22 protein-coding genes, 2 pseudogenes and 1 riboswitch are annotated in these 24755 nt (G+C 46.9%); of the genes and pseudogenes, 4 read left to right on the top strand and 20 right to left on the bottom strand.

The window, feature by feature from the left end; all coding sequences use genetic code 11:
* Positions 1 to 23: 23 nt before the first annotated feature.
* Positions 24 to 959 carry a phosphodiester glycosidase family protein gene (locus L0M14_RS05115; RefSeq protein ID WP_311198836.1) on the top strand — a complete coding sequence of 312 codons (936 nt, stop codon included), beginning with the start codon at positions 24 to 26 and terminating at the stop codon, positions 957 to 959.
* Positions 960 to 1257: 298 nt separating this feature from the next.
* Here L0M14_RS05115 and L0M14_RS05110 read toward each other — a convergent pair whose 3' ends face one another.
* Positions 1258 to 1512: an AbrB/MazE/SpoVT family DNA-binding domain-containing protein gene (locus L0M14_RS05110; RefSeq protein ID WP_235122821.1), complete on the bottom strand. Its 255-nt coding sequence runs from the start codon at positions 1510 to 1512 to the stop codon at positions 1258 to 1260.
* A gap of 206 nt (positions 1513 to 1718) precedes the next feature.
* Positions 1719 to 2183 (bottom strand): tRNA (uridine(34)/cytosine(34)/5-carboxymethylaminomethyluridine(34)-2'-O)-methyltransferase TrmL, encoded by a 465-nt coding sequence (gene trmL / locus L0M14_RS05105; RefSeq protein WP_235121135.1) that lies wholly within the window; start codon positions 2181 to 2183, stop codon positions 1719 to 1721.
* Positions 2184 to 2326: 143 nt separating this feature from the next.
* Between trmL and L0M14_RS05100 the strand changes: the two genes are divergently transcribed.
* Positions 2327 to 3040 (top strand): response regulator transcription factor, encoded by a 714-nt coding sequence (locus tag L0M14_RS05100; RefSeq protein WP_235121134.1) that lies wholly within the window; start codon positions 2327 to 2329, stop codon positions 3038 to 3040.
* 65 nt (positions 3041 to 3105) lie between these two features.
* Here the strand turns inward: L0M14_RS05100 and nrdF are convergent, their stop codons facing one another.
* The 4 genes and pseudogenes from nrdF to serC form a co-directional block, all read right to left on the bottom strand.
* Positions 3106 to 4077 carry a class 1b ribonucleoside-diphosphate reductase subunit beta gene (gene nrdF / locus L0M14_RS05095; protein ID WP_235121133.1) on the bottom strand — a complete coding sequence of 324 codons (972 nt, stop codon included), beginning with the start codon at positions 4075 to 4077 and terminating at the stop codon, positions 3106 to 3108.
* Between the two features lie 22 nt (positions 4078 to 4099).
* Positions 4100 to 6185, bottom strand: a pseudogene (nrdE, locus tag L0M14_RS05090) (class 1b ribonucleoside-diphosphate reductase subunit alpha).
* Complete coding sequence (gene nrdI / locus L0M14_RS05085; RefSeq protein WP_235121132.1) at positions 6172 to 6531, bottom strand: class Ib ribonucleoside-diphosphate reductase assembly flavoprotein NrdI; 360 nt, start codon at positions 6529 to 6531, stop codon at positions 6172 to 6174. The pseudogene nrdE and the gene nrdI overlap by 14 nt, the downstream one beginning before the upstream one ends.
* 131 nt (positions 6532 to 6662) lie before the next feature.
* Positions 6663 to 6876: riboswitch (cobalamin riboswitch) on the bottom strand.
* A gap of 392 nt (positions 6877 to 7268) precedes the next feature.
* On the bottom strand, positions 7269 to 8357 hold the full coding sequence (gene serC / locus L0M14_RS05080) for a 3-phosphoserine/phosphohydroxythreonine transaminase (RefSeq protein ID WP_235121131.1): 1089 nt from the start codon (positions 8355 to 8357) through the stop codon (positions 7269 to 7271).
* A 139-nt stretch (positions 8358 to 8496) separates the two neighbouring features.
* Here serC and thpR point away from each other — a divergent pair, with 139 nt between their 5' ends.
* Entirely contained in the window at positions 8497 to 9087 is a 591-nt protein-coding gene (gene thpR, locus L0M14_RS05075) for an RNA 2',3'-cyclic phosphodiesterase (protein ID WP_235121130.1), read from the top strand.
* Positions 9088 to 9398: 311 nt separating this feature from the next.
* Here thpR and L0M14_RS05070 read toward each other — a convergent pair.
* The 14 genes and pseudogenes from L0M14_RS05070 to liaF all read right to left on the bottom strand — a co-directional run bounded on the left by L0M14_RS05070 (position 9399) and on the right by liaF (position 23123).
* Positions 9399 to 10018: pseudogene (locus L0M14_RS05070) on the bottom strand (NUDIX hydrolase).
* The gene (locus L0M14_RS05065; RefSeq protein ID WP_235122820.1) at positions 10015 to 10536 is read right to left on the bottom strand and encodes a mismatch-specific DNA-glycosylase; all 522 of its coding nucleotides are present in this window, start codon (positions 10534 to 10536) and stop codon (positions 10015 to 10017) included. The pseudogene L0M14_RS05070 and the gene L0M14_RS05065 overlap by 4 nt, the downstream one beginning before the upstream one ends.
* A 136-nt stretch (positions 10537 to 10672) precedes the next feature.
* A complete protein-coding gene (locus L0M14_RS05060) occupies positions 10673 to 11224 on the bottom strand; it encodes an NADPH-dependent FMN reductase (RefSeq protein ID WP_235121129.1) in 552 nt (183 codons plus the stop codon).
* Positions 11225 to 11355: 131 nt separating this feature from the next.
* On the bottom strand, positions 11356 to 12780 hold the full coding sequence (gene glnA / locus L0M14_RS05055) for a type I glutamate--ammonia ligase (RefSeq protein WP_235121128.1): 1425 nt from the start codon (positions 12778 to 12780) through the stop codon (positions 11356 to 11358).
* Between the two features lie 237 nt (positions 12781 to 13017).
* Positions 13018 to 14061 carry a 3-deoxy-7-phosphoheptulonate synthase gene (gene aroF, locus L0M14_RS05050; RefSeq protein ID WP_235121127.1) on the bottom strand — a complete coding sequence of 348 codons (1044 nt, stop codon included), beginning with the start codon at positions 14059 to 14061 and terminating at the stop codon, positions 13018 to 13020.
* Positions 14062 to 14222: 161 nt separating this feature from the next.
* The gene (locus L0M14_RS05045; RefSeq protein WP_235121126.1) at positions 14223 to 14762 is read right to left on the bottom strand and encodes a DUF2062 domain-containing protein; all 540 of its coding nucleotides are present in this window, start codon (positions 14760 to 14762) and stop codon (positions 14223 to 14225) included.
* Between the two features lie 36 nt (positions 14763 to 14798).
* On the bottom strand, positions 14799 to 15755 hold the full coding sequence (locus L0M14_RS05040) for a 4-hydroxy-3-methylbut-2-enyl diphosphate reductase (protein WP_235121125.1): 957 nt from the start codon (positions 15753 to 15755) through the stop codon (positions 14799 to 14801).
* Positions 15756 to 15799: 44 nt separating this feature from the next.
* The gene (locus L0M14_RS05035) at positions 15800 to 17272 is read right to left on the bottom strand and encodes a sensor histidine kinase (RefSeq protein ID WP_235121124.1); all 1473 of its coding nucleotides are present in this window, start codon (positions 17270 to 17272) and stop codon (positions 15800 to 15802) included.
* A gap of 4 nt (positions 17273 to 17276) precedes the next feature.
* Positions 17277 to 17966: a response regulator transcription factor gene (locus tag L0M14_RS05030; protein WP_235121123.1), complete on the bottom strand. Its 690-nt coding sequence runs from the start codon at positions 17964 to 17966 to the stop codon at positions 17277 to 17279.
* Positions 17967 to 18117: 151 nt separating this feature from the next.
* Entirely contained in the window at positions 18118 to 19713 is a 1596-nt protein-coding gene (locus L0M14_RS05025) for a S1C family serine protease (protein ID WP_235121122.1), read from the bottom strand.
* Between the two features lie 146 nt (positions 19714 to 19859).
* On the bottom strand, positions 19860 to 20273 hold the full coding sequence (locus L0M14_RS05020; protein WP_235121121.1) for a YugN family protein: 414 nt from the start codon (positions 20271 to 20273) through the stop codon (positions 19860 to 19862).
* Between the two features lie 90 nt (positions 20274 to 20363).
* A complete protein-coding gene (locus L0M14_RS05015) occupies positions 20364 to 21014 on the bottom strand; it encodes a response regulator (RefSeq protein WP_235121120.1) in 651 nt (216 codons plus the stop codon).
* Positions 21014 to 22069: a sensor histidine kinase gene (locus L0M14_RS05010; RefSeq protein WP_235121119.1), complete on the bottom strand. Its 1056-nt coding sequence runs from the start codon at positions 22067 to 22069 to the stop codon at positions 21014 to 21016. Before L0M14_RS05010 ends, L0M14_RS05015 begins: the two co-directional genes overlap by 1 nt.
* A gap of 10 nt (positions 22070 to 22079) precedes the next feature.
* Positions 22080 to 23123, bottom strand: a complete 1044-nt coding sequence (gene liaF / locus L0M14_RS05005; RefSeq protein WP_235121118.1) for a cell wall-active antibiotics response protein LiaF — start codon at positions 23121 to 23123, stop codon at positions 22080 to 22082.
* Between the two features lie 271 nt (positions 23124 to 23394).
* Here liaF and L0M14_RS05000 point away from each other — a divergent pair, with 271 nt between their 5' ends.
* Positions 23395 to 24684, top strand: a complete 1290-nt coding sequence (locus L0M14_RS05000) for an ammonium transporter (protein ID WP_235121117.1) — start codon at positions 23395 to 23397, stop codon at positions 24682 to 24684.
* Positions 24685 to 24755: the final 71 nt, after the last annotated feature.

Here is a 24755-nt window from a genome sequence, read left to right as displayed (position 1 = left end):
CTTCCTCTGCTGCTGTAGGGGGCTTGTCTTTACACAATGACGCAGTTACGATCATCGGTAAGCTGGACCAAGCTGCGAGTGACGCTGCCATAACCAAAACGAATATCGAGAAATACTTTGAGCTGTATGAGAAAAGCACAGCAGAAGTTGCCAGTATGCTGAAAAGTGCCGCCGCACAAGCAGCACGGCCGGGAATCATTTATGACAGCCGTATTACCGCCAAGCTGGGAAGCCCCCGTGGCCAAGTATCTTCAAGTAATATTGATTTGAAACTGTTTGATCTTCATGAAAACAATTACTCCGGCTACGCGCTTAAAGTAAATCTGAAGAGCGACAAGGCCATTAAACTAGTACTTGGGAAAGATAAAATGGGAAGCAGCGAGACTACCCTAGATGCCGTTAGAAGATATGGGGCCATCGCAGGAGTGAATGCGGGAGGTTTTGCAGATGATAACAAAGGTGGGCGGTATCCTTTGGATACTACGGTTATCGGTGGTAAATACTTAAACGGATTCTTCCCTAGCAATAATGGCACCATCTTCATCGGATTGAATAAAGAGCGTAAGCTGATTGGGGGCAAGTTCACCAGTCAATCCCAGCTCGACGCACTGGATCCTCTGATGGGCTCGACTTTTGTGCCGACCCTGCTGCAAGGCGGTGCCAAGACGTCGATTCCAACGCAGTGGCAGACATCACCCGCTAGAGCGGCCCGTACGATTATGGCGAATTATAAGAACGACCAGCTGCTCTTTATTGTTACGGATGGACGCGATGAAAGCGGAAACTCCGGTGCTACATTAGCCGAGCTCCAAGATAAAATGCAGAGCCTCGGTATCGTCGACGCCTACAACCTGGACGGTGGAGGGTCCTCGACCTTGATCTTTAATGGAAGCTTGATTAACAAGCCTTCTGACGGCAAGCTCCGTCCGCTTGCTACCCACTTTCTATTTTTCAAATAGGATAGCAAATAGCAAAATTCACAGTTTATTCGTTTCTTTTTCATCAAGAATTGGGGTATAATAAATTTTAACCATGCATATGCGTTCATTCTTGCAGGAGGTGTAACACGATGTTCGGATTATCATCCACATTCTGGCTGGTTATTACAACTTTCGCGTTGTTTATCATTGCGATGTTGACAGCCGCTTATAACGAGGACAAAACTAGTGGTCTGTAAAGCTCTTGCAACGTCCGACAAAAAAAGCATCGTTTCTCAATAGAGACGATGCTTTTTCTTTCCTATCATTTAGTTGAACCTTATACTTTCGATCTCAGCATATTCATTTCCCCGAGACACACGCTGCAAATATGGCGATCTCTGAATTCGCTGACTCCGTCCATGTTTCCACAAAAGACACATTTGGGACGGTATCTTTCCAAAATAATATGGTCGCCCTGTACCAAAATCTCAACAGGGTCTCCTTCGTTCATTTGATATCTCTTTCTGAGCGACTTGGGCAATACAATTCGTCCCAATTGATCAACTTTACGTACAACTCCTGCAGGCTTCATCATAGGACTTTCACCTCTCTTCTGCTCCGTTTACTATGACTCTAGAACTAACATCAATTGATGTAAGCGCATTGATTATGTTACCTATTCGCCATTTTTTATGAATTTCCTTCTAGTTTTGGCTATTATTTTATAATTCTAGAGTTTAAGACTTTTGTCTTACAGCGAGCGAATCCCTACATACTACTGTCAGATATATTATCCTTTTATGTAAGTCCAACAAATCCGGTCTGACGAAGTCCTTCATATAAGATAATAGCTGCCGAATTAGACAAATTTAGCGAACGTACCGCATCCGACATCGGCATTCTCATCAATGTTTCCGGATGCTGATTCAGCAAAGACTCAGGCAAGCCCTTCGTTTCCTTCCCAAACACAAAGAAATCCCCGTCCTGGAATTCGAAATCCGTGTAGCGTTTCTTCGCCTTGGTTGTTGCAAAGAAAAAACGGTGACCGGCATAAGCCTGGAGTACCTCGTCGAACGAATCGTGATATTCAAGCTTAACCGAGTGCCAATAATCCAAACCTGCACGCTTTAGCGTCTTATCATCCGTATCGAATCCAAGCGGTCTGACCAAGTGTAAATGTGTGCCTGTAGCAGCGCATGTGCGCGAAATATTTCCTGTATTTGCCGGAATTTCCGGTTCCACGAGTACAATATGAAAAGCCATTTCCGTTAATTCACCTCACTCTCTATCCTATTATAAGACATGCAGGAAATCAATTTAACATAGCGATAACTTTTTCTTAATATGTCGTTGATAGAACCCCTTCATAATAAACTTATCATTCGATTAAAGGAGCCGACCCGTCGATGAAAAGAAAAATTTTAGTGGTGGATGACGAACCTTCCATCTCCATGCTCATAGAATTCAACTTAAAGTTAGTAGGCTTTGAAGTTCATTGTGTTTACGATGGTGAGGCTGTATTCGATGCGATTCAAACCTTTCGCCCCGATCTCATTGTTCTCGACTTAATGCTGCCGAAGATGGACGGATTTCAGGTCTGCAGAAAGCTGAGAAGTCAGAACAATCTCGTTCCGATCATTATGCTCACCGCCATGCAGGACCTGACAGATAAAATCGCAGGGCTTGATAACGGCGCCGATGACTACATGACGAAGCCGTTCAGCCCGCAAGAGCTGGTCTCCAGAATCCAAGCGATTATGCGCAGAATTCAAGCGCTTCCATCCGCCAATGAAGATGCACCGATCCAAATCGGACAGATTTGTGTGCTTCCTGATCAAAGAGAGGTTAGTGTTGCCGGTTCACCCATAGAGCTTACTCCAAAAGAATTCGAATTGCTGCTGTTTCTCTGCAAGCATCGTGGCAAGGTGCTTAGCCGCCAGCAGCTGCTCCATGGGGTTTGGGACTACCACTTCCTCGGTGATACCCGCATAGTCGATGTACACATCTCACATCTCCGTGACAAAATCGAGGGCAATGCCCGCAGTCCGCAATATATCGTGACCATCCGAAATGTCGGATACAAGCTGACAGAACCCGCGGTCAAGGAATCTCTGGCCTAAATGAAAATAAAGCTTATTCAAAATCAGCTGTACTGCTGACCTGAATAAGCTTATTTATTTGCGGTCTACATATCATCAAAAGAAAAATCATCATCGCTAAGTGGCTCCACATGAATCGTTCGTACATAGCCATTGCCTTTTTTTGAGAAAAAGTCATGCTGCTTCGTCTTCGTACTCAGCCCGTTAAGAACAATCGGATTAATGTCCTCATCCGGGAATTCAGGATCCAGACCTAGATTCATAAAGGCTTTATTCGCGTTATACCGCAAGAACGCCTTCACATCCTGAGCTAGACCAATGGAGGCATACAACTCTTCCGTGTAACGCTCCTCGTTAGCGTGAAGCTCTGCCAGAAGCCCTTTCAGCTCCTCATAGGCTTCGTCCTGCTCCCCGGGACTGAGCTCGTCGTACACTTCCTGTGCAAGAACGCCTACATAGAGACCATGAATACTCTCATCACGTAAAATCAAATCAATAATCTCACCGCTGCTGGTCATCTTGCCTTGTCCGGCCAAATATAACGGGTAAAAGAATCCGCTGTAGAACAGGTAGCTTTCCAAGAGAACCGATGCCGCCATCGCCATATACAACTGCTTACGCGTCTCAATCGTGTCGTAATAGCGGGAGATGGTATTGGCTTTAAACTGAAGATAAGGATTTTCCTCCACCCATTGGAAGATATCATTGATCTCCTCTGTGGAAGAAAGTGTTGTGAAAATGCTGCTGTACGACTTGGCGTGAATTTGCTCCATCATCCCCATAAAGCTGAGCACAGCCTTACGCTGCAGGCCTTCCACATGCTCCAGAATCTTCGGCATACCAACGCCGCCCTGCATCGTGTCGAGCAGCGTAAGCCCTCCCAGAACCTTCATATACAGCGCTTGTTCGGCCGGGCTGAGCGTCATCCAGGACATCTTGTCGTCGGATAGCGGGATCTCTTCGTCCGTCCAGAATTGCATAATATTTTGATTCCAGAATGTGATGGTGAAATCATCGTCAGGTCTGTTCCAGTTGACGGCTCTCTTGATGCTGCTCATGTTCGATTTGTTCCCCTTCCCGTTATACCGAACAGCTAATACATTCTTCAACGGATAGCTGATTGGTTCGTGTATAATAGAGCGATTTTAGTCCTTTGCGTGCAGCGTAAACATAGTAACGAGCAAGCTCTCTTGTCGTAACGTCGCTGTTTACATGCAGAACCGTCGAGATTCCTTGATCCACATGCGTTTGAATCTCTGCAATCAAATCTAGTATCTTGAATTGATTCATTTGATAGGCGGATTTGTAAAAGAAGAAATTGTCCCGTGCCAGGAACGGCATCGGATAATACGTCGTCGAATTCGCATACGTGCGCGTTTCAATCGGCTCTACGATCGGCATTACACTCGACGTGGCATTTTGAATATATGAAATGCTCTGCGTAGGCGCAATAGCCATTCTGTAGGCATGGTACAACCCGTGAACGCGCACCTCATCCTTCAGCCTGCTCCAGTCGTCAGGAGTTGGGATCTGCATGCCTTCAAACAAGGATTTCGCTTTATCAGTAACAGGCCGGTAATCGGTCTGGATATATCGTTCAAAATAATTTCCGTTCGCGTACTCCGAAAGCTCGAAGCCGTCGAAGGTTTTGCCCTTTTCCTTGGCGATTTCCATACTTCTCTCAATGGAGTAGTAGTTCATAGCCATAAAAAAGGTGCGCACGAAGTCTTTGGCTTCGTCACTTTCATAGCTGATTCGATTCTTGGACAAGTAACCGTGCAGATTCATCGCACCTAGTCCAACAGAATGCAGCTCCCGGTTCGCCTTGGCAACACCAGGGGCGTTAGCAACTGTCGTCATGTCACTCACAGCCGTTAGTGCTGTCATGCCCTCGTGCACCGATTCGCGTAGCTTTTTCAAGTCCATCACATTCGCAATGTTAAGAGATGCCAGATTGCAGCTGATATCACGACGAATGATATTGTCAGCGCCGTAGTCACCGATCTCCAGAAGTCTCTTGAAGCTGAAAAATCTCCGTGCACAGATTGGACATCTTGATGGCGCCGATCTGTTTCAGCGGATGAGCCAAGTTCGCATTCGTTCGGTTCATAATATATGGATAGCCGGATTCCAGCTGTGTTGTCGCAATTTTTACCAGCATCTCACGAGCGCTCATTACGACTTTCTTCTTCACTCGAGAATCTGCGAGTAGTACGTCATACATCTCATCGAGATCCATGTCGTCCAGATGCTGACCGTATGCTTTATAAACGGTATAAGGAGCAAACACGTGAAGAGGTTGGTTCTCTTCAGCAAGCTTGTAGAATTGATTAGGAACAATTAATCCGATTGACAATGTCTTCAAACGCGTCTTCTCGTCAGCGTTAATCTTTTTGCTGTCCAGGAATTCCATGACGTCCCAGCCGAAGATATTGTAATAGGCAGCTCCTGAGCCTTTACGTTGACCCATTTGGTCCGCATAGGAGAATGCATCCTCCATCAGCTTCATGACAGGCATAATGCCTTTAGCCGCACGCTCAACGCCTTTAATCGACTCTCCGCGACCGCGCAGCTTGGATAAGTTAACGGCAACTCCGCCGCCAATTTTGGAAAGCTGCATACAGGTTCCGAGCACATAATTAATCGAGTTAAGGGAGTCATCCATCTCCAGCAGGAAGCAGGATACCATTTCGCCTCTGCGGCTCTTGCCGGCATTGAGGAAGGTAGGCGTTGCAGGCTGCAGCCTCTGCTCCATCATGGATTTGGCCAGATCTTTGGCTGTATGTACATCACCCCGCCCCAAATGAAGCGCTACAATCGCCACACGGTCCGCATAGTGCTCCAGATATTGCGTCTTGTCATCGCTTCGTAATGCATAATCCGTATAGAATTTGGAAGCCGCCATATAAGAAGAGAATTCAAACTGATAGTCGTGCGTGATCTTGTATATATCTTCAACCTCGGATGCCGAATATTTCTCGTACACATCCTCGTAATAGTTTTGTTCGATCATGTAACGAACCTTGCTTGCCGTGTCGGGAAAGCTCATGCTGTTGTGATTTACTTCTTCCATAAATACGCGAACTGCTTCTTTATCCTTCTCCAATTGAAAGAAGCCATCGGCACCACGCTGCAACAGCTCGTTGTTTAACTCAATATGCCGCAATTGCTTGCACCCCCTGAACAAATCGCTGTACATCTTGACGTGTTCCGGACAATTCGAATTTACTCAGCACCGGAACTCCGTATTTCTCTGCAATACGGTCGGCGCTCTTGGCGAAACCGTCTCCCCAATTCTTATTGCCGCTTGCTGCTACGCCTTGAAGTCTGGCATGATTCCGTTCCAAGAAGCCAGAGACCTTCTCCGGGATTTGACCAAAGCCCGTTGTGTAGGTTACAAGCACAAACGGCTCGTCCATCCTCAACGCTTCATCTATCTGAACGGCCGGCAAATTTACTTTTTTGATAAACCTGCGAACATTACCTGTCTTCGAATCGTAAGCAATCAGCATCGAAACTTGTCTCCTTTTGGCACATGAAAATGGCGCATTCGGCATGCTTGAAGGACCGAATACGCCACTATATGGACGAGTACATACTACTACATCTAGTGGGAGTCAGGACACCTTCCTATCAACCGTAGGGGTGTGTCAACGAACAGGCAGGTCTCCTGACTTGGCGTCATGGCTAGCGTCCGCCTTCCCGATTTGCAGTCCAAGAAACCTAAGCAAACCAGTGGCTTGTGAGACGTAAGCTCTGCCTAACAGTGGCGGGACCGCGCCGGATTTGCACCGGACTTCCCTATTAAGCTGCTGCGTTTCTATGAAACTAGAAGCACCTGTTCATTACGATATATAGTTGATAGATTCAAATTTATATCAATATATTGTGCTTGTCAATGAGAAAATCGACTTAGATTTCCTATAAAATAGTGTCATGTTGGGTATAACCCACCTACTATTCAGTACATAATATGTGGATAATGCCTTCCATATTTAGGGATTGACAAATGAATATTTCAAGCGAATCCTTGCTGTATCTGGCTTCATCCGGTTTGAAGGACAGTAAATTCTCACCCCATATATGGGGATATTCCCTGGAGGAATTGGGGATAAAGTGGGGATAAGGAGTGTCACAAATCTTTTGGAAATCTACGGATTGACATACTAGATATAGAGAAAAGACTACCCTCGTTCGATCGTACGAACGAGGGTAGTCTTTTAAGTGCCGTTTACAAGCTACGACAAAATTAGCTATTACGCTTTTGGAAGTCTACCATGAAATCAGCCAGTGCTTTGCAGGATTCGTATGGCACGGCATTATACGTAGAAGCTCTCAGACCGCCAACGCTGCGGTGACCTTTCAGTCCGACAAAGCCTTCTTGCTGCGTCTCCTTGATGAACTTCTTCTCAAGCTCTTCATCCTGCAGGCGGAACGTCACATTCATCATGGAACGGCTTCCTGCATCGACTGGACCGCGGTAGAAGCCGCCGCTTTGATCGATTGCGCTGTAAATCAAGCCTGTTTTCTCACGGTTCTTTGCTTCAACTGCAGTTAGACCGCCTTGCTCCTTGATCCACTTCAGAACAAGGTTGACCATGTAGATCGAATAAACCGGAGGTGTATTGTACAAGGAATTGTTCTTACCATGAATTTCGTAACGCAGCATCGTCGGAATCGTCTTCGGCAGATCTTGAAGCATGTCCTCTTTGATGATGACAACTGTCACCCCGGATGGACCCAGGTTCTTCTGCGCACCGGCATAGATCATGCCGAACTTGGATACATCTACCGGACGGCTAAGGATATCACTGGACATATCAGCAATCAGCGGCACATTTCCTGTCTCCGGATAGCTTTGGAATTGCGCGCCTTCAATGGTCTCATTGGATGTTACATGAAGATAGGCCGAATCTGGGTGAATCTGGATTTCGCTCAAATCAGGAATTTTCATGAACTTCTGTTCTTTGGAGCTGGCCGCGATCGCAACCTCTCCAAACAAGCCTGCTTCTTGAATCGCCTTCTCCGCCCATGCTCCTGTCAGAACATAGCTGCCCACCTTACCGGACTTTAAGAAATTCATCGGGATCATCGCGAATTGCGTGCTTGCGCCGCCTTGCAGGAATTGAACTTGATACCCGTCCGGGATGCCGAACAGCTCCTTCAACAGCTGCTGTGTTTCATTATGTACTTGCTCGTATTCGGCGCTGCGATGCGAAATTTCCATAATCGACATGCCAATTCCCTTGAATTCGACAAGCTCTTCCTGTGCTTTCTGCAGCACTTCGAGTGGAAGAGCCGCCGGCCCCGCATTAAAATTGTAGGCCCGATTTCCCATGAATAACCACACCTTTGCTTTTGTATTATGGCTATGATAGCAAGATTCGCTTCACGCATCAAGTAAAACCTTAGATGGAAATGCTAAGCTGAAGAGCATCCGCTGTGTTCGCAAATTCCATTTCATCAGGAGGATATCAATGCAAAATACGACAGCACAATCAGCCGACTTCCGACTATTCGTCGGCATTCGCCCTCCAGAGCCCGTCAAGGCAGCTCTGGAGGCATGGCGAAGCAGCGCCCATACAGCGCTGCCCTTCCAGAAGTGGACGCACCCTGAGGACGTCCACGTTACGCTCTTCTTCCTCGGCGACACCTCCGCCGAGGCTACTGATGCGCTGGCGCAGGACCTGCGCCAGCTGGCCGCGGCGCAGCCGCCGCTCACACTGCACGCCGAGGGTCTCGGCGTGTTCGGCCCTCCGGCGGCGCCGTCGGTGCTGTGGGCGGGCGTCGCCGGCGACCTCGATGCGCTGCACAGGCTGCAGCGCGAGGTGACGGGCGCCTGCGCCCGCCACGGCTTCGCGGCCGAAGCCCGGGGCTACCGGCCGCACATCACGCTGGCCCGCCGCTACCGCACAGCGGCGGGGGCATTTCGCCGCGCCGCGCTTGCGCAGGCGGCGCCTGCGGCGGTCTGGCCCGCGTGGCGGGTAGAGGACATCGTCCTCTACCGCAGCCACTTGGGCCGGCAGCCGTCGTACGAGCCGATCGGCGAATTCCCGCTCGGCGGATAAATAATTGCTGCTTGCTGCACAGCGGCAAGCAGCACGCTCACTCAGGATCTTATTGTAGTCTCTGGGTATGTAGATTCCCATATGTAGATTCCATACATAGAGACTGATATCTAGTCCTTGGCAACCAGATTCCCGTGTATAGATTTTGTGAAAATGTGCCAATCATTCGGAGTACGCCACTGCAATACTTTCATGGCAAATCTGCTCGAATAAGCAGTGAATTTTTCTTTCTCTGATCTTCCTAATTAAATTAAAATACAACCTTCAACCTGCCACTAAGTCCTGACCGCTCGTCGGTGCATTCAAATTCCTTAATCCAGCAGCACCTGCTGTGCCGGTCCGCGTCCTAGCTGAAACATCGTCTGCAATTGGCTGACGGTGTTTCGCTCGGTCGAGAGCGGCGGCAGCTCGTTCTCGGCAAAAAAACCGACGCCCGTCGTCTCTAGGGCATCCGTTAAAGCTTCCCCGCCTTCCAGCTCGCACAAGATAAATATCTTGTAGACGTGGTTCGGCGAGGGCGGATGCGGATGGCACTTCTTATCCAGAAGCGCCAGCAGCCTAACCGGCTTGACGTCGTAGCCGGCTTCCTCCTTCGTCTCCTTCACGGCGACCTCGGAGGGTGTGTAGCCGATATCCGCCCAGCCCCCGGCAACGACCATGCGCCGTCGGCTTTCTCCCGGACAAGAAGAATCTTGTCCTCCTGAAATACGACCGCTCTCACATCAACCTTCGGCGTCGCATAACCGCTGTCACTTGCAAAGAGCTCCTTTACCTTATCCACCGGTGTGTCCGTGAAATAGCTCATCATCTCCACACTGATGCTGCGAAGCATCTCATAACGCTCCAAATCGTACCCGTTCTCACCGTATTCCAGACCAGCTTGGGATATCGCTTGAATTTGTTTGGCCCATTCCAGCCAAGGAATGTTCATGTGCATTCCTCCTCTTTCTCCATGAATGCCCGCATACCGCTAAAAATCGACACCATCTCATCCAACTTCATTCGAACGAGTCCGCTGGAGGACGGACATACATATTCAATGCTAGACCGAACGACGGGGTTCGATTGAGCGCCCCAGACGATTCCTTTTCGACCGCTATATTGTTCATAGACTCCCTTACCGACAAAACAAACAATTCGAGGCTGGAACGTTTTTATTTTTTCACGAAGAGTCTCTCTGCCCTTCTTATACTCTTCCGGTTTGATCTCAGCAGCAGTCAATGTAGGTCTTGCGACAATATTCGTGAAACCGTAGCCGATATCCAGCAAATCTTGATCCTCCGCTGCCGAGTAAAGCCTATCGGTCAAACCTGCGGCATGCAGAATTCGATAGAACCGATTCGTTGGATTGGCATAGTGATGTCCGGTTTCACCTGAGCGAATGCTTGGATTATACCCAACAAACAGGATTCGCAGATGATGTCGGATATGGTCGGAAATTGGCCCCAATTCCATCTGAATTCAACCTACTCCTTTTAAAAGCGTTCAAAGGTATAGTATTTACGCTAATTTCAATTTGTAGCCCATGGCCATAGCTAGATCTAGAAATGCAGATAGCGAACCATACGCGATATCCATCTATGAACTATTCCCGTTTTCCAAGCACTGTCGCTAATTGCAGGAACGTGTCAATCGCTTTATGAATGCGAAGCTTGAGGTTTGGATTCATAGCACCTTCATCTAACGGCCCCATAAAGCTGATTCGTTGTTCGCCGCCAATTGAAATCCACTCCGGACAGTTAATACCATGCAAATTCCTCACTGTAGCCTGCATATGCTGCAAGGTGCTGACACCCACAGCCCCTCCAGCCGAGCTTACAGACAACACCGCTTTGCCGCCAATTTGATCTTGGCCTACGTGATCGAGAGCATTCTTTAACACACCTGTCATACTGCCGTGATATTCAGGAGAAGAAAGAACGATTCCATCAGCCTGCTGCATCGCTTTTTTCATAACAGACAATCCCTCGTGCTCGCCATTAATCTCATCAGGTGAGTAAAACGGCAGGGCAGTTTTGTATAAATCAATAAAAGAAACCTGGATTCCCTTGCTTTCCATGATCAGCTTGATATATTCGGCTAGCCTCGTGCTGCTGGCTTCTTTCCGGTTGCTTCCCGCTACAATGACAATTTTCATTAAAATCTCCTCTTTATCGCGTTTTTTCTTAAAAATAGATAATACCTAATACTAATTGAAAAAGCTGATTCTCTGGCAAATGTATGCCAAAGAACCAGCTGTTATGAGAGCAATCAAATAAGCACTTATGATTAGCAATCGAAGTACAAGGAGTACTCGTGCGGATGAATGCGGATAGAAACTTGTTTTGCTTCGCCGCGCTTAAGATCGATATAGTTATCGATAAAGTCTTGAGTAAATACGCCGCCTTCAAGCAAGAAGTCGGAATCAGCTGCAAGAGCATCCAAAGCCTCATCCAATGTACCAGGTACGCTGCGGATTTCTGCTTTTTCTGCATCGGACATTTCATAGATATTTTTGTCGAAAGGACCGTATCCAAGAGCACGAGGATCGATTTTCTTTTTGATACCGTCAAGACCAGCCATCAGCATAGCTGCGAACGCCAAGTAAGGGTTAGCTGTGCTATCCGGAGTACGGAACTCGATACGGCAGCCTTTAGGTGTAACAGCAGCGATCGGAATACGAACAGCCGCGGAACGGTTACCTTTGGAGAATACCAAGTTAACAGGCGCTTCGTAACCAGGAACCAGACGTTTGAAGGAGTTTGTACTAGGGTTAGTCAAAGCGATCAAAGCTGGAGCGTGGTACAGGATACCGCCGATGTAGTTAATTGCCAATTCACTCAGGTTCGCATATGCTCCTTTTTCATAGAACAAAGGCTCTCCTTCGTTGAAGATGGACATATGAACGTGCATACCGCTACCGTTATCGCCGAACAATGGTTTTGGCATGAATGTAGCTACTTTACCGTATTGTCTAGCTGTGTTGGACACGATGTATTTGTATTTAAGCAGGTTGTCTGCTGTTTTAGTCAATGTATCAAAACGGAAGTTGATTTCTGCTTGTCCTGCAGTTGCAACTTCGTGGTGGTGACGCTCAATGCGAAGACCAGCATCAGCCAAAAGGTTACACATTTCGGAACGGATATCTTGTTGGGAATCTGTAGGAGCTACTGGAACGTAACCGCCTTTAACAGGAATTTTATATCCCAGATTTCCGCCTTCTTCTTTGCGGCTAGTGTTCCAAGCTGCTTCTTCAGAATCAACTTCGAAATATGATTTGTTCATGCTGGATTCGTAACGAACATCATCAAAGATGAAGAATTCGGATTCAGGAGCAAAGAATGCAGTTGTACCAACACCTGTTGTTTGCAGATATTCTTCTGCTTTTTGAGCGATGCTGCGCGGGTCGCGGTCATAACGCTCGCCTTCAGGAGTGTGAATGTTGCTCATAATAACCAAAGTTGGGTGAGCTGTGAAAGGATCTACATACGCAGTTTCGGTATCTGGCATCATTACCATGTCGGATTGCTCAATACCACGGAAACCCGGAATGGAAGAACCGTCAAAAGCAACTCCGTTCACGAAAGTTTCTTCGTCCACTTCGGAAGCAGGCAGAGAAATGTGCTGCTGTTTACCGGAAAGACCTACGAAACGGAAATCTACCCACTGAATGTTTTTTTCCTTAATAAGACTCAACACGTTTTGAACTGACATTAAAAAACCCTCCTATTTCCGTACATTCAACGTACTTTGCATGATGATTGTTCAACTTTTTCTTGTGATCTTGCACATATTATATAGCTTTTAACTTCGAACCGTCAATACTTATGTAAGGTATTTTTTATCGATGTGTTAGCTATTCTTACACTGTTCACAGATTTGTGAAAAAGCAAAGCAAGAGGCTGAAACTCTCCGTTTTTCGAAGAATTTCAGCCCCTTCCAGGGGGAACATTACGCCAGGATTGGCTCTTTTTTCGTATCAAAGCGTTTGCCAACTAGAGGAGCAAGTTTCTCAAGGTCGACTAGCAATTTTGCAAACTGATCAGGGAACAAGGACTGAACACCGTCTCCTGTCATGGAATTATCAGGATCCGTGTGCATTTCGATAATAAGTCCGTCTGCACCTGCTGCAACCGACGCTTTCGTCATAGGCTCAACTAACTCACGGCGGCCAGTACCATGGCTTGGATCCGAGATTACAGGAAGATGGCTGAGCTGTTTAAGCACTGGAATTGCTGACAAGTCCAAGGTATTGCGAGTATACGTTTCAAAAGTACGAATACCGCGTTCGCACAGCATAACGTTCGGATTTCCTCCGGCCAAAATGTATTCCGCTGCATTTAATAATTCATCGTAGGTGGCGCTGAATCCGCGCTTTAAAAGTACCGGTGTTTGAATGGTACCCAGCTTGCGCAGCAAATCAAAGTTTTGCATATTGCGTGTTCCCACCTGCAGAATGTCAGCATACTCGGCACATACATCCACGTATTCAGGAGTCATTACTTCTGTAATGGTAAGAAGTCCGTGCTTTTTGCCCGCTTCCGCCATCATGATCAAGCCCTCAACACCAACGCCTTGGAAGCTGTACGGACCTGTTCTTGGCTTAAATGCTCCACCACGAAGGACTTGACCGCCTGCCGCTTTTACTAAGCGCGCAATCTCATCAATTTGCTCTGGGGATTCTACCGCGCAAGGTCCGCCCATAATAACAAGCTGTTCGCCGCCGATTTCTACGTCTTTAATCTTGATTACCGTATCCGCAGGATGAAAATCACGGCTAGCCAGCTTGTAAGACTTTGAGATCTTCACAACCTGCTCAACGCCTGACATTTGACGAAGCTGCTCGGCAAGTTTAGGATCGGCTTGACCAATAATTCCGATAACGGTGCGGTCCTCCCCTTTGGACACATGCGCTGTAACACCTTGCTTTTCAATAAATTGAACAATCTCCTGAATTCTCTCGTCGGAAGTTTTATTCGATGTAATTGCGATCATTCTCTCCACACTCCTTGAATAATTAATATATAGTATTGAGTCATTATTAACCCATTCACTTACACTCTTAAACGCTTCAACGCTTGTTCGCTTTTATGCTTTTAATCACTAAAGTAAATATACAATGCTTGACGATTTTTCGTCAAGCATTAATTTATTTTCTATTCAGCTTTTTCTTGTACAACCAATTGATCCTTGCGAATTCTCCGTTTTTCTTTTCTTCGGTTTGCATGATATTTGAGCAGCAGCAGCACTGGAAAATACATCACAATCCCCAGAGCCGTTCCTACTACCATACCGCCAACAATTAAATCCAGGCTTCCCCGAACAATATTCGATAATAAATGTGGCAAGTGGTGGATCAAATAGTGCTTGAACTCTTTGGGCACCAAAACCTCGCCGACCTGTTTATTGAGAAAGGCAAGCGGAATATAAATAACTTTACCGAATACGAATCCAATTAAGGCTCCCGGTAAATTTGCGCGTAATACATACACAAGTGGAAAAATCAGCAAGAAAGCAAACCCTGCTGTAGGCAAAGTGAACATTTCAACCGCTAATCCGATGGAAAACCCCCTGGCAACCTTAGAAGGTCCTCCTTTTGCGCGCAAAAGAAGCAAGTATTTATACTTGAACCAACGCTTGGTGCTCTTCCAATCGTAACGACTTTGTTTTGTTTTCACCTTCTGTGCGCTTTGCATGCTGGTCTCAATCCTATCGAGTTGAATTAGTGCTGCCTATTCACTACCGGCAGCTTTGGACTTTACGGCCGGAATGAGCTTCTTCATATTAATAGTACGTTTGAGTTCCCAGGTGGTTTCATCTTTGGGGTCATAATTTTCTAAATAGGCGATAACTTCCTTCGTAATAGGCGTTGGCGTAGAAGCTCCGGATGTTACCCCTACTTTACGCACATGCTCGAGCCAGTCCCGGTTGATTTCGGTGATGTCAGCAATGCGATAAGCCTTAACTCCGGCGATCTCCTCGGAAACTTGTGCCAAGCGATTCGAGTTGTTGCTCTTCGGATCCCCTACGACTATAACAAGGTCGACTTCTTTGGCTTGCTCCGCTACGGCTTCCTGTCTCACTTGCGTTGCCAGGCATATTTCATTGTGAATCTCTGCCTTCGGAAACAACTCAAGCAAACGGTTCATAATATGCTTAATGTCCCACTGACTCATCGTTGTCTGATTGGTTATAATGACGCGTTCTCGATTCAGCTTCAACCGATCAGCTTCCTCCAGCCTTTCGATAAGGTGAACATGGCCTGGCGCAACCCCTACAGCCCCTTCCGGCTCCGGGTGCCCTTTTTTCCCGATGTAAATAACCTCATAGCCTTCAGCTACTTTTTCTCTGATCAAATCATGTGTTTTGGTGACGTCCGGACATGTGGCATCTACGACTGTAAGTCCCTTATCCCTAGCTATGCGCCTTACTTCCGGTGAAACACCGTGTGCTGTAAAGATAATCGTACCCTTGTCGACTTGCTCCAAAATTTCGAGCCTATTCTCGCCGTCCAGGGTAATGACGCCCTCTTCTTTAAAAAAGTCGGTCACATGTGAATTGTGTACGATCATTCCTAATATATAAATAGGACGAGGCAGATTGATGTTTTTTGCCGTTTGTAGGGCTAATGCCATAGCATCGACGACACCATAACAGTATCCTCTCGGCGAAATTTTGACAACTTCCATAGCTTCCACCCGCTCCGATTGTGTTTTCCTCTTATTATACCGGATTACACAGTCAGAGGAAAGCTTGCCGGAATCCATACGATAAATGTCGTTCCCTCATCTTTACGGGTTTTGACTTCAATAGAGCCCCCGTGCTCATCTATGATCCACTTGGCGATGGAAAGACCAAGCCCCGTTCCCGACGTTTGTCCCCTAGATAAATCAGCTCGGTAAAACCTGTCGAATATGTGCGGCACATCCTCTTTATTCATCCCGATACCTGAATCTTCGATTCGAATTCCGACCAGACCATCCGAGCGCAGTGCATCCAGCTTCACATAGCCCTCTTTGGTGTACTTAAAGGCATTTTCGATAAAAATAAACAGAAGCTGCTGCAAATAATCCCTATTTCCATATACAACAGCATCTTCAAGAGCACTCAAGTCCCCTACCTGCCACTCTGCAGTGCGCGTCAGGAATTGGGATCTGCGAACGACCTCTTGAACGAGTGAAAGTACGGGCAGCTGAGTCTTATCCATCTCTACACCTGCATCCGCTCTCGCTAACGCCAGCAAATCATTCACCAGCCGGCTCATTCTTTGTGCTTCGCCTGCGATATCCTGCATGGCTTCCAAGGATATTTGCATTTGGTCCGGTGTTGCAAGCTCCGTGCTTCCCGAGGTGGATTTCCACATTTTTTCCAGGAGATCTACATTCCCTCGGATTGTAGTGAGCGGGGTTCGCAGCTCATGGGATGCATCGGATACGAAACGCCGCTGAGCCCGGTACGCCTCCTCAAGCTCTGAATAGGTCACTTGAATGCGGGAAAGCATACCGTTGATTGTATCGGTTAGCCGTCCAATTTCATCGCGTGGACCTTCATAAAGTATTCGTTTTTCTAAATCGTCGCCGCTTTCGATCTGATTAGCCGCTTCAATGACCTGATCGATGGGTTTCAATGCTTTTCTGGACATGAACCAACCGAAGGATGCTGCTAGGACAATCGTTACTATCGCCCATAACATCAGCGCATAACGCAGTTTTAACAGCGTGGTCTCATAATGACCGATTGGAAATGCAGCTTCAAGGATACCTATCAACTCATTAGGTTGATTAAAGCTATCATAAATGCCCATGTAGTAAATTAATATATCTTGACCGGCTACTTTCGTTTTCTCGAAATATGCAGTAGTTCCCTTGAATTTCTCAACAGGTGGTACAGGCAAGCTAATTTCATTAAGCTGCAGCACGACAGAACGATCGAGGCTCTTGAGCTTCACATTATATAATTGCAGCAGCAGGTTATTGGAATAGAGATCTCTGTTCTCCAGCTCCAGGTCGACAACCAATCCTTTAAGCGACAGCGCTACACTTTTTTGCACACGGGAGTATGTGATCTGTGCTTCTTGACTCAGCTCGTCCTTCACACCGTCATACAAGAAGTAATTGAGAAAGAAATAAAGCCCGATGCCGAAAACGAGCATTGTAGCCGCCAAGATGCCGGAATACCAAAGCGTTAGCCGTAATCGTAGGGACATGTTGTTACGATTCTCCTCTCAGCACGTAACCGGCTCCCCGAACCGTTTGGATAATACGCTTATGCCCGTGCTCCTCAGTCTTCTGTCTCAGAAGTGCAATATATACCTCCAAGACATTGGATTCGCCGCTGTAATCAAATCCCCAGATTTTCTCCATAATGACATCCCTGGAAAGAACCCGCTTCGGATTTAGCATAAATAGATGGAGCAGATCAAATTCTTTCGTCGTCAGCTCTACACGCTTGTCGCCACGGAAAGCCTCGCGCGTATCCAAATCGAGGATTAAATCCTCGTAGTGAAGACGATTCGTAGGCTGTTCTGGCCGCTCGGCCCGTCTACGAAGCAGAACTCGAACACGAGCAAGCAGTTCCTCTAGTGCAAAGGGCTTGACCAGATAATCGTCAGCACCCAAATCCAGCCCTTTAACCCTGTCATTCACTTCATCTTTGGCTGTCAGCATCAAAATCGGGACATCACTGCCACTTTCTCTGACTCTTCGCACGACCTCCCAACCGTCAACTTGCGGCATCATAACATCAAGAATCATTAAATTGGGCTCATCGACCATCATTTGCTTTAAGCCTTCGACACCGTTACTAGCCGTTACTACCATATAGCCTTCAAAAGCCAACCCTCTGCGAAGCATGGATGTAATTTTTTCATCATCATCGACAACCAGAATCTTCTCTCTCATGAGCATTCATCCTCTCTAATTAAAGTTTGCTTCGTATTATTGTAACAAAAACAAAAGCCATGCAAAAAGGAAGCGGAGACTGCAGACTTGCGGCCGCGGCTCCCACTTCCTTTTATCCGACATCTAACCTTATCTTTATCTGAACGTTCTGCTATTGCTGCTTCGTATCGGTAAGCGTATTTTTATCGCCCACGGTCACTGCGATTTCCATGCGTTTGCCGTCCCGAATAACACCAAGCGTTACTTTATCTCCTACCTTAGAAGCCTGAACCTTTGTGATCAACTCTTGTGAATTTTTGATTTTCTCTCCGTTGATATCGGTAATGACGTCATATTGACGCAGTCCCGCTTGGAAGGCTGGGCTCTTGCGTTGAACGCTTCCGATTAATGAACCGTCTGTGTTCTCAAGTTTCAGTTCACTTACCCAATCCTTGCCGATATCCTGCAGGCCGACACCGAGGTAAGGTACTGGTTCTTTAGGAATCTCCACGTTGTTCTTCAAATTCTCAAGTACGGAGGAGATCGTGCTGGTCGGAATGGCAAAACCGATACCTTGAGCTTGTGCGCTGACCGCTGTATTAATACCGATGACCTCACCATTCAGATTTAGAAGCGGACCACCGGAGTTACCAGGGTTAATGGAAGCATCCGTTTGCAGCAAGTGCTTGTATTCACGAGTACCCTTAGAATCAGGAATGCTGATTGGGCGTTCTTTCGCACTAAGCACACCGACAGTTACCGTATGGTCAAAGCCGTATGGGTTACCGATCGCAACAACCCAGTCTCCGACGTTCACATCGTCCGCTTTGCCAAGAGGGAGAATCGGGAAGTCTTTGTCACCTTCGATCTTAAGTACAGCCAGGTCCAAATCGTAGCTATTGCCAAGCAATTTAGCCGTGTACGGCTTATCAGTACCCTGAACGGTTACCTGAATCTCGTCTGCGCCATCAACTACGTGCTCGTTGGTTAGAATATAGCCGGATTTTTCAAAAATAAATCCTGTTCCCATACCAGCCGCTTGCAGATCGCCGCTGCCGGAGTCCTGCTGGTTGTCGTTTTGGCTGCTGCCGCCATCGCCTAAGCCTTCATCGCCGAAGAACTGACGGAAGAACGGATCATCGAACAAAGAGCTGCCGCTGCGGGTTGCTTGTCTCTTTGCTTTGACAAAGGATTCAATTTTCACAACAGCAGGTCCGGCATTCTGTGCAATTTCGGAAATGTTATTCGGACGGGCGATATCAAGTCCTGCGTTTTTCACATCACCGCTTCCGGAGCTAGCACTTGCCGATACCGTTTGTGCAGTTGCAGATGAGCCGCTTGACGCGAGAGGTTGATGCCCTGTAAACAAGTTCGTCTTATCCGCTCCGAACATCAAGCCCCCTACAACTAAAGCTCCTGCCATGAAAGCTGCAAACATGCTTTTAGCGGAAGAACGCTTACGATGGTTGTTACCGCCGGAATCCCAGTTTCCTTGGCCACCGCCTTGTCCAGAATCGGATTGGAAGCTAAATGGTCGTAAATTCTTAGGGGGCGTTACTTCAACGCTAGATGTACCCTCCCTATCGGACACGGAAGTTGTAAATGGCTCTGTCTGACCTTCATCCTCTTTAAATGCAGATTTATAAGGTCCATAGGAATAATAGTAGGATTGTCTTTCTTCAGATTGTTCATTGTTGCTTCTTTCGGAATTGCTATCGTTGTTCTGCGGCTTAAAGAAGTCGCTGTAATCTTTTTTGTTGTCTTCCATCGTCTTTACCTCCAATTTATAAGTAATGAGTGCATGATACATGTACTTATGTGTTTGATGTGCTGCTGTCTATGTTTCTATCATGCACCCGCAACCTTAAACGAATATTAAAAAACAATAAAAGGGAGGTAAAAAAACGATGTTTTTTAGTGAACCCAAGCTTGCTCTACTTGCTGGAGCACATCGGCTGCTTCCTTGATCCATTTGTCTTCGACCTTGGCATCAGGGTCTACCGGTTTTTGAAACTGATCGATCATGGCTCCGTAGGTCTCCGCTTCCGCGGAATAATCCAAGCCTTCATTATACACATGCTTGAGTACAAACGGGGTTCCCATTTTCACAACAGCATCGGTCGATTCTGTATCGCCCTCAATACGCCCAGTAACGACTTGAAAAGGGATGCGCAGCCATACCTTATGGGCCTCATCCAAATACCTGTCAAAGTAACCATGATCGTAATCCCAATTGCCGCCTAATGAAAATTGATATTCATGCATACGGTCACGCACACTGTCAAACGAGTCCTGTACTTTTTCTATTGATGATGAAATAGGCTGCATTCAGCACACTCCCCTAAACGGTCTTGGTGATTGGTTTCTATGGAATAGGATGTGCCAAATTGTAGATTTTATGTGTAAAGTGCAAGAGCTCTACACCCAACCCTTTCGATGAGCATAGATAGCAAGCTGCGTCCGATCCTCCAGCTCGCATTTCATCAATAAATTACTGACATGCGTCTTTACTGTTTTAATACTAATAAAAAGCTCTTCAGAAATTTCTTTATTGCTCTTACCTTCCGCGATCAGAAGAAGCACTTCCTTCTCGCGAGCCGTCAAAGAGTCTTCCTCTGGCGCTGCATTTCGCTGTCTGATTCCGCGTGTTAATGCCAACGAAACGTCAGAATTCATGACAGGCATCCCGCGGTAGGCGCTTTGAATCGCGTGAACAAGCTGATCGGAAGAAACGGTTTTGAGCATGTAGCTGATTGCACCTGATTCAATTGCCTCCACGACCTTGGCTTCTTCCAGGAAGCTGGTCAGCATAATGACTTTGATATCCGGATAGAGCGCACATATTTGCTTTGTTGCTGCGATCCCGTCCATGACAGGCATCGTTAAATCCATCAAGACGATATGGGGCAACCCGCTCGAAAGATCTCCAGCTAATTGGTCCAGAGCCTCTTTGCCGTTGCCTGCCTCTCCCACAACTTCGAGATCAGGCTCCAATGCAATATACGTCCGCAGCCCGACACGAACCATATCGTGATCGTCTACAATCATTACTTTGATTGATTCACTCATTAGCCTTCTATTCCCCTTTCACGTCTTTCGCTTTCTCCATGTTCCGAAAAACGCGGAATTTTGACCCTAACCCGGGTTCCTTCTCCCAGCTTGCTCATGATTTCAACTTCCCCGCCAAGCTTCTGCGCTCTTTCCTGCATCGTACTAAGCCCATGGGAGGTTGAGTTGTCTCTTCGTTCAAAGCCTTGACCGTTATCTTGAAGCTGAAGAATAAATTGATGCTCCCGCTCATGAATCGACAAGCGCACTTCTCTAGCGGATGCATGCTTGACTACGTTAGCCATTCCTTCCTGGACAATCAGAAACAACTGGTGCTCGATAGCTTCCGACATCTCAGCATGTACCGCAACATCAAGCTGGCCCTGCAATTCATGGGCCCGACAGTATTCGGGAAACCACTTCTCGAGGGCTTCATGAAGCGTCATATCGTTCAATTCAATGGGTCTAAGCTGGGATATGAGTCCGCGCATTTGCTTCTGAGCATGATGTGACATTTGAATCAATTGATCCATGACCTTACCGGCAGCAGCTGGATTTCGCTCCAGAATCTTGGGCAAGGATGACGCTGACATATGAATGGCAAATAGCTCTTGGCTGACCGTATCGTGAAGATCCCGGGCCAGTCTTCGGCGCTCCTCCATAACAGCCGACTCCGTAAGCTCCTGCTCACGTATCGCTTCCGCTTCCCCTAATCGCTGCAGCAATTGAACCCGCTGTTCAACAGCTGAGGCCATCGTATTAAAAGCGTCGTACAAATATAAGAAAGGTTCGACCGGCTCCATGTCGATACGGCTGGAGAAATTCCCTTTTGAAATTTCAAGCATAGCAAGATGAAGCTCATCCACTTTGCGCTGCCATCTCTTAGTAGCGATATAGCCGACAGTTAAACAAACCGCTAATATAAGAACGAAGAGCCACATTTTAAATTCCCAGAAAGCAAAATACTCACGAAAGTACTCAAGCGCAATATAAATACTGGATCCTGTAATCAGACTGGCCACGAAGAAATAACTGAGAAGCTGCCATTTCATATTGAACATTCTCAATTTGTACATAGTCGCTTCCTTAACCTATTTTTTTTATCGTGATATCACCGATGAACATACTGGTCGTTACGATCAGCTTTCGTTCCGCTTCTTCATACTGGGAGGTCTGGGTCCGAACACTGCGCATAAATCCGCTCTCCCGGCGATCAAGCACTTTCATATCTCCGATGAAAGAGCTTGCGATTACTCTAACTTCCAAGTCGATATCATTTGGAATGAAAATTTTAACGTCGCCGATAAATGCATTTACATAAATCGGTGTTTCGCCAATCGGAATACTAGCCCGGGTCAAATCGATAACGGAGTCGCCGATAAAATGCGAAATCTGGATTGGCCTTAACTCCCAAGGCTCCTGTCCCAAGTGGACATCTCCGATAAAACCGTGCCTATGCAGGACGTTGCCAGAATCAAAGCTCTTGGCATACTGATCATATTTGGTTTTCATCTTCGACTGCGGCATGTCCCATCCTTCATGATGTAGCTTGGGATCGTACTCGCCGCCATGTATATCTTGAAGCACTGCTTTTTCTTCTTCACTTAATTCCCGCTTACCGCCTACAGATGCTTCTCCGCTAATTGGCTTCTCTTCTTGATTCCACTTGGAGCGTCCCCAGTCGTGCATATACTTGTCACGTTCCGCATGCCTTGCTGCGCGGCGAGCCTCACGTTCTTCTCTCCGGGCTTCCTGATTGGACCGCCAATCTTTAGCGCCCTCTCTGTGGGATGGCCGAAACATCACATTAAGACCAGCCAAGATTAAAGCAACGGGCCATAGATATTGAAACATTTGCGCAAGTGATAGATCGGTTAGGCCCAAATTTCTGAGTAAAAATATGACACCGACTGCGCAAAGCATCAAGCTCCATAATGCCCCTCCCCGGTGATGACGACGATACATGCCCAATCCCATTAATCCGTAAAAAATAAGAATGGCTGGCCAATAAGTGGAAAAGATATACCCAATATCAATTTTGATTAAACCCGTTTGATCGAGCAGAAAAATTACGCCTGCCGTGACTAGAACGAGCCCCCACATAACACGCTGAAACAGGTGCGGATTCATATGTGCTTCCTCCAATTTGTGTGCTTGTTTTTGCTGATACTCCTAGTCTATAAGATGAGCGGCAGCTTGAAAAGAGACGAAGGATTGACCATATGCTCCGTCTCTAGACCGAGAAACGTGCGAATATCGCACATTCTTTCACATGAAATTCGAAAAGACGAACTTTCCGCTTTTTATGTTATATTTTCTTACGTCTTTCGTTGACATCATTATCATCAGAACCGTATAATTGTGCCAAAAGCAAACAAGAAATATAAGGAGAGATGGGATAATGGATGCAATTAAGCAGCTTACCAGCGGCCTTGACACCATTTGGGTCGTTTTGACTGCAGCCATGATTTTGCTGATGGAAGGCGGCTTTGCTCTACTGGAAGCAGGATTCGTTAGGCAAAAGAATGCGGTAAGCATCATTATGAAAGTATTTGTCGACATTGCTTTTGGGGCTCTTATTTTTTATTTTATCGGATTCGGTCTAATGTACGGCAAGGATGTAGGCGGTTTCATCGGAATAACAGGATTTTTCATGGGAGGAGATTTAACACACATTGATCTAACTATCTCACATGAAACCTATTGGTTGTTCCAATGCGCCTTCGTAATTGCAGTAATCTCTATTGTTTCCGGTGCGGTAGCTGAGCGAATTAATTTCCGTGCCTACATTTTATATACAATCGCGATGACAGCATTAATCTATCCGATTGCAGGACACTGGGTCTGGGCTGTCAATGGATGGCTCGGGAAGCTGGGGATGGTTGATTTTGCCGGTTCCGCGGTAATCCACGCTCTGGGAGGATTCTCCGCATTAGCGGCTGCGATCATAATCGGGCCCCGGATCGGCAAATTCTCTGCTGACGGTTCAGCCAATATTGTCCCTCCTTCCAACCTACCGCTTGCTTCAGTAGGAGCCTTCATCCTCTGGTTTGGATGGTTTGGCTTTAACTCAGGCAGTACACTTAGCGCAACTAACAGTTCCATTGGCCACATTGCAGTTACCACCATGCTGGCAGCGGCATCGGGGAGTGCCACTTGTATCTTGTTCACGATGTTTCGATACCGCAAGGCTGACCCACCGATGGTCATTAACGGCGCCTTAGCTGGTCTGGTAGGGATTACCGCGGGGTGCGCCTTCGTTAGTGATGTCGCTGCTATAATAATAGGAGCTGTATGCGGGATCGCCATGGTATATGCAACTGAAATCCTTGAATCCAAGGGAATTGATGACCCGGTCGGCGCCTTCCCTGTTCACGGCATTAGCGGAAGTATTGGAACGATAGCGGTTGGTCTATGCGCGCAGCCTAACGCGATTCGCGAAGGGACAGCCGGTTTATTTTATGGCGGCGGCTTTGGGCTTTTGGGTGTCCAACTGCTTGGTTTGATCGTAGTATGCATATGGGGTTTTGTTTTAACTTGGATCTTCTTAAAGCTCATTAATCGCATCGTCCCTCTGCGCGTCAGTAGAGATGAAGAGCTGGTTGGTCTGGATGTAGGGATTCATGGAGTCCCTGCATACAGCCAGGAAGATGGCTTTATCGATTTGAGCGAACTGAAGAACAGTAAGTAGCTGACGGTTGACCTCCTTTGTTTCTGCGGAAACGAAGGAGGTTTTTTTCGCAACAAAAAAGCCCTTTCTCT

Source organism: Paenibacillus hexagrammi (genome assembly GCF_021513275.1).
GTDB lineage: Bacteria > Bacillota > Bacilli > Paenibacillales > NBRC-103111 > Paenibacillus_E > Paenibacillus_E hexagrammi.
Note: the sequence above shows the minus strand (reverse complement) of the source record. Positions and strands in the feature narration are given on the sequence as shown.

What these genes read in the sequence shown, in the direction of transcription:
- L0M14_RS05110 (WP_235122821.1), bottom strand. Translation starts at nt 1,512, where the DNA reads ATGAAGCCTGCAGGAGTTGTACGTAAAGTTGATCAATTGGGACGAATT.
- trmL (WP_235121135.1), bottom strand. Translation starts at nt 2,183, where the DNA reads ATGGCTTTTCATATTGTACTCGTGGAACCGGAAATTCCGGCAAATACA.
- L0M14_RS05100 (WP_235121134.1), top strand. Translation starts at nt 2,327, where the DNA reads ATGAAAAGAAAAATTTTAGTGGTGGATGACGAACCTTCCATCTCCATG.
- nrdF (WP_235121133.1), bottom strand. Translation starts at nt 4,077, where the DNA reads ATGAGCAGCATCAAGAGAGCCGTCAACTGGAACAGACCTGACGATGAT.
- nrdI (WP_235121132.1), bottom strand. Translation starts at nt 6,531, where the DNA reads ATGCTGATTGCTTACGATTCGAAGACAGGTAATGTTCGCAGGTTTATC.
- serC (WP_235121131.1), bottom strand. Translation starts at nt 8,357, where the DNA reads ATGGGAAATCGGGCCTACAATTTTAATGCGGGGCCGGCGGCTCTTCCA.
- thpR (WP_235121130.1), top strand. Translation starts at nt 8,497, where the DNA reads ATGCAAAATACGACAGCACAATCAGCCGACTTCCGACTATTCGTCGGC.
- L0M14_RS05060 (WP_235121129.1), bottom strand. Translation starts at nt 11,224, where the DNA reads ATGAAAATTGTCATTGTAGCGGGAAGCAACCGGAAAGAAGCCAGCAGC.
- glnA (WP_235121128.1), bottom strand. Translation starts at nt 12,780, where the DNA reads ATGTCAGTTCAAAACGTGTTGAGTCTTATTAAGGAAAAAAACATTCAG.
- aroF (WP_235121127.1), bottom strand. Translation starts at nt 14,061, where the DNA reads ATGATCGCAATTACATCGAATAAAACTTCCGACGAGAGAATTCAGGAG.
- L0M14_RS05045 (WP_235121126.1), bottom strand. Translation starts at nt 14,762, where the DNA reads ATGCAAAGCGCACAGAAGGTGAAAACAAAACAAAGTCGTTACGATTGG.
- L0M14_RS05040 (WP_235121125.1), bottom strand. Translation starts at nt 15,755, where the DNA reads ATGGAAGTTGTCAAAATTTCGCCGAGAGGATACTGTTATGGTGTCGTC.
- L0M14_RS05035 (WP_235121124.1), bottom strand. Translation starts at nt 17,272, where the DNA reads ATGTCCCTACGATTACGGCTAACGCTTTGGTATTCCGGCATCTTGGCG.
- L0M14_RS05030 (WP_235121123.1), bottom strand. Translation starts at nt 17,966, where the DNA reads ATGAGAGAGAAGATTCTGGTTGTCGATGATGATGAAAAAATTACATCC.
- L0M14_RS05025 (WP_235121122.1), bottom strand. Translation starts at nt 19,713, where the DNA reads ATGGAAGACAACAAAAAAGATTACAGCGACTTCTTTAAGCCGCAGAAC.
- L0M14_RS05020 (WP_235121121.1), bottom strand. Translation starts at nt 20,273, where the DNA reads ATGCAGCCTATTTCATCATCAATAGAAAAAGTACAGGACTCGTTTGAC.
- L0M14_RS05015 (WP_235121120.1), bottom strand. Translation starts at nt 21,014, where the DNA reads ATGAGTGAATCAATCAAAGTAATGATTGTAGACGATCACGATATGGTT.
- L0M14_RS05010 (WP_235121119.1), bottom strand. Translation starts at nt 22,069, where the DNA reads ATGTACAAATTGAGAATGTTCAATATGAAATGGCAGCTTCTCAGTTAT.
- liaF (WP_235121118.1), bottom strand. Translation starts at nt 23,123, where the DNA reads ATGAATCCGCACCTGTTTCAGCGTGTTATGTGGGGGCTCGTTCTAGTC.
- L0M14_RS05000 (WP_235121117.1), top strand. Translation starts at nt 23,395, where the DNA reads ATGGATGCAATTAAGCAGCTTACCAGCGGCCTTGACACCATTTGGGTC.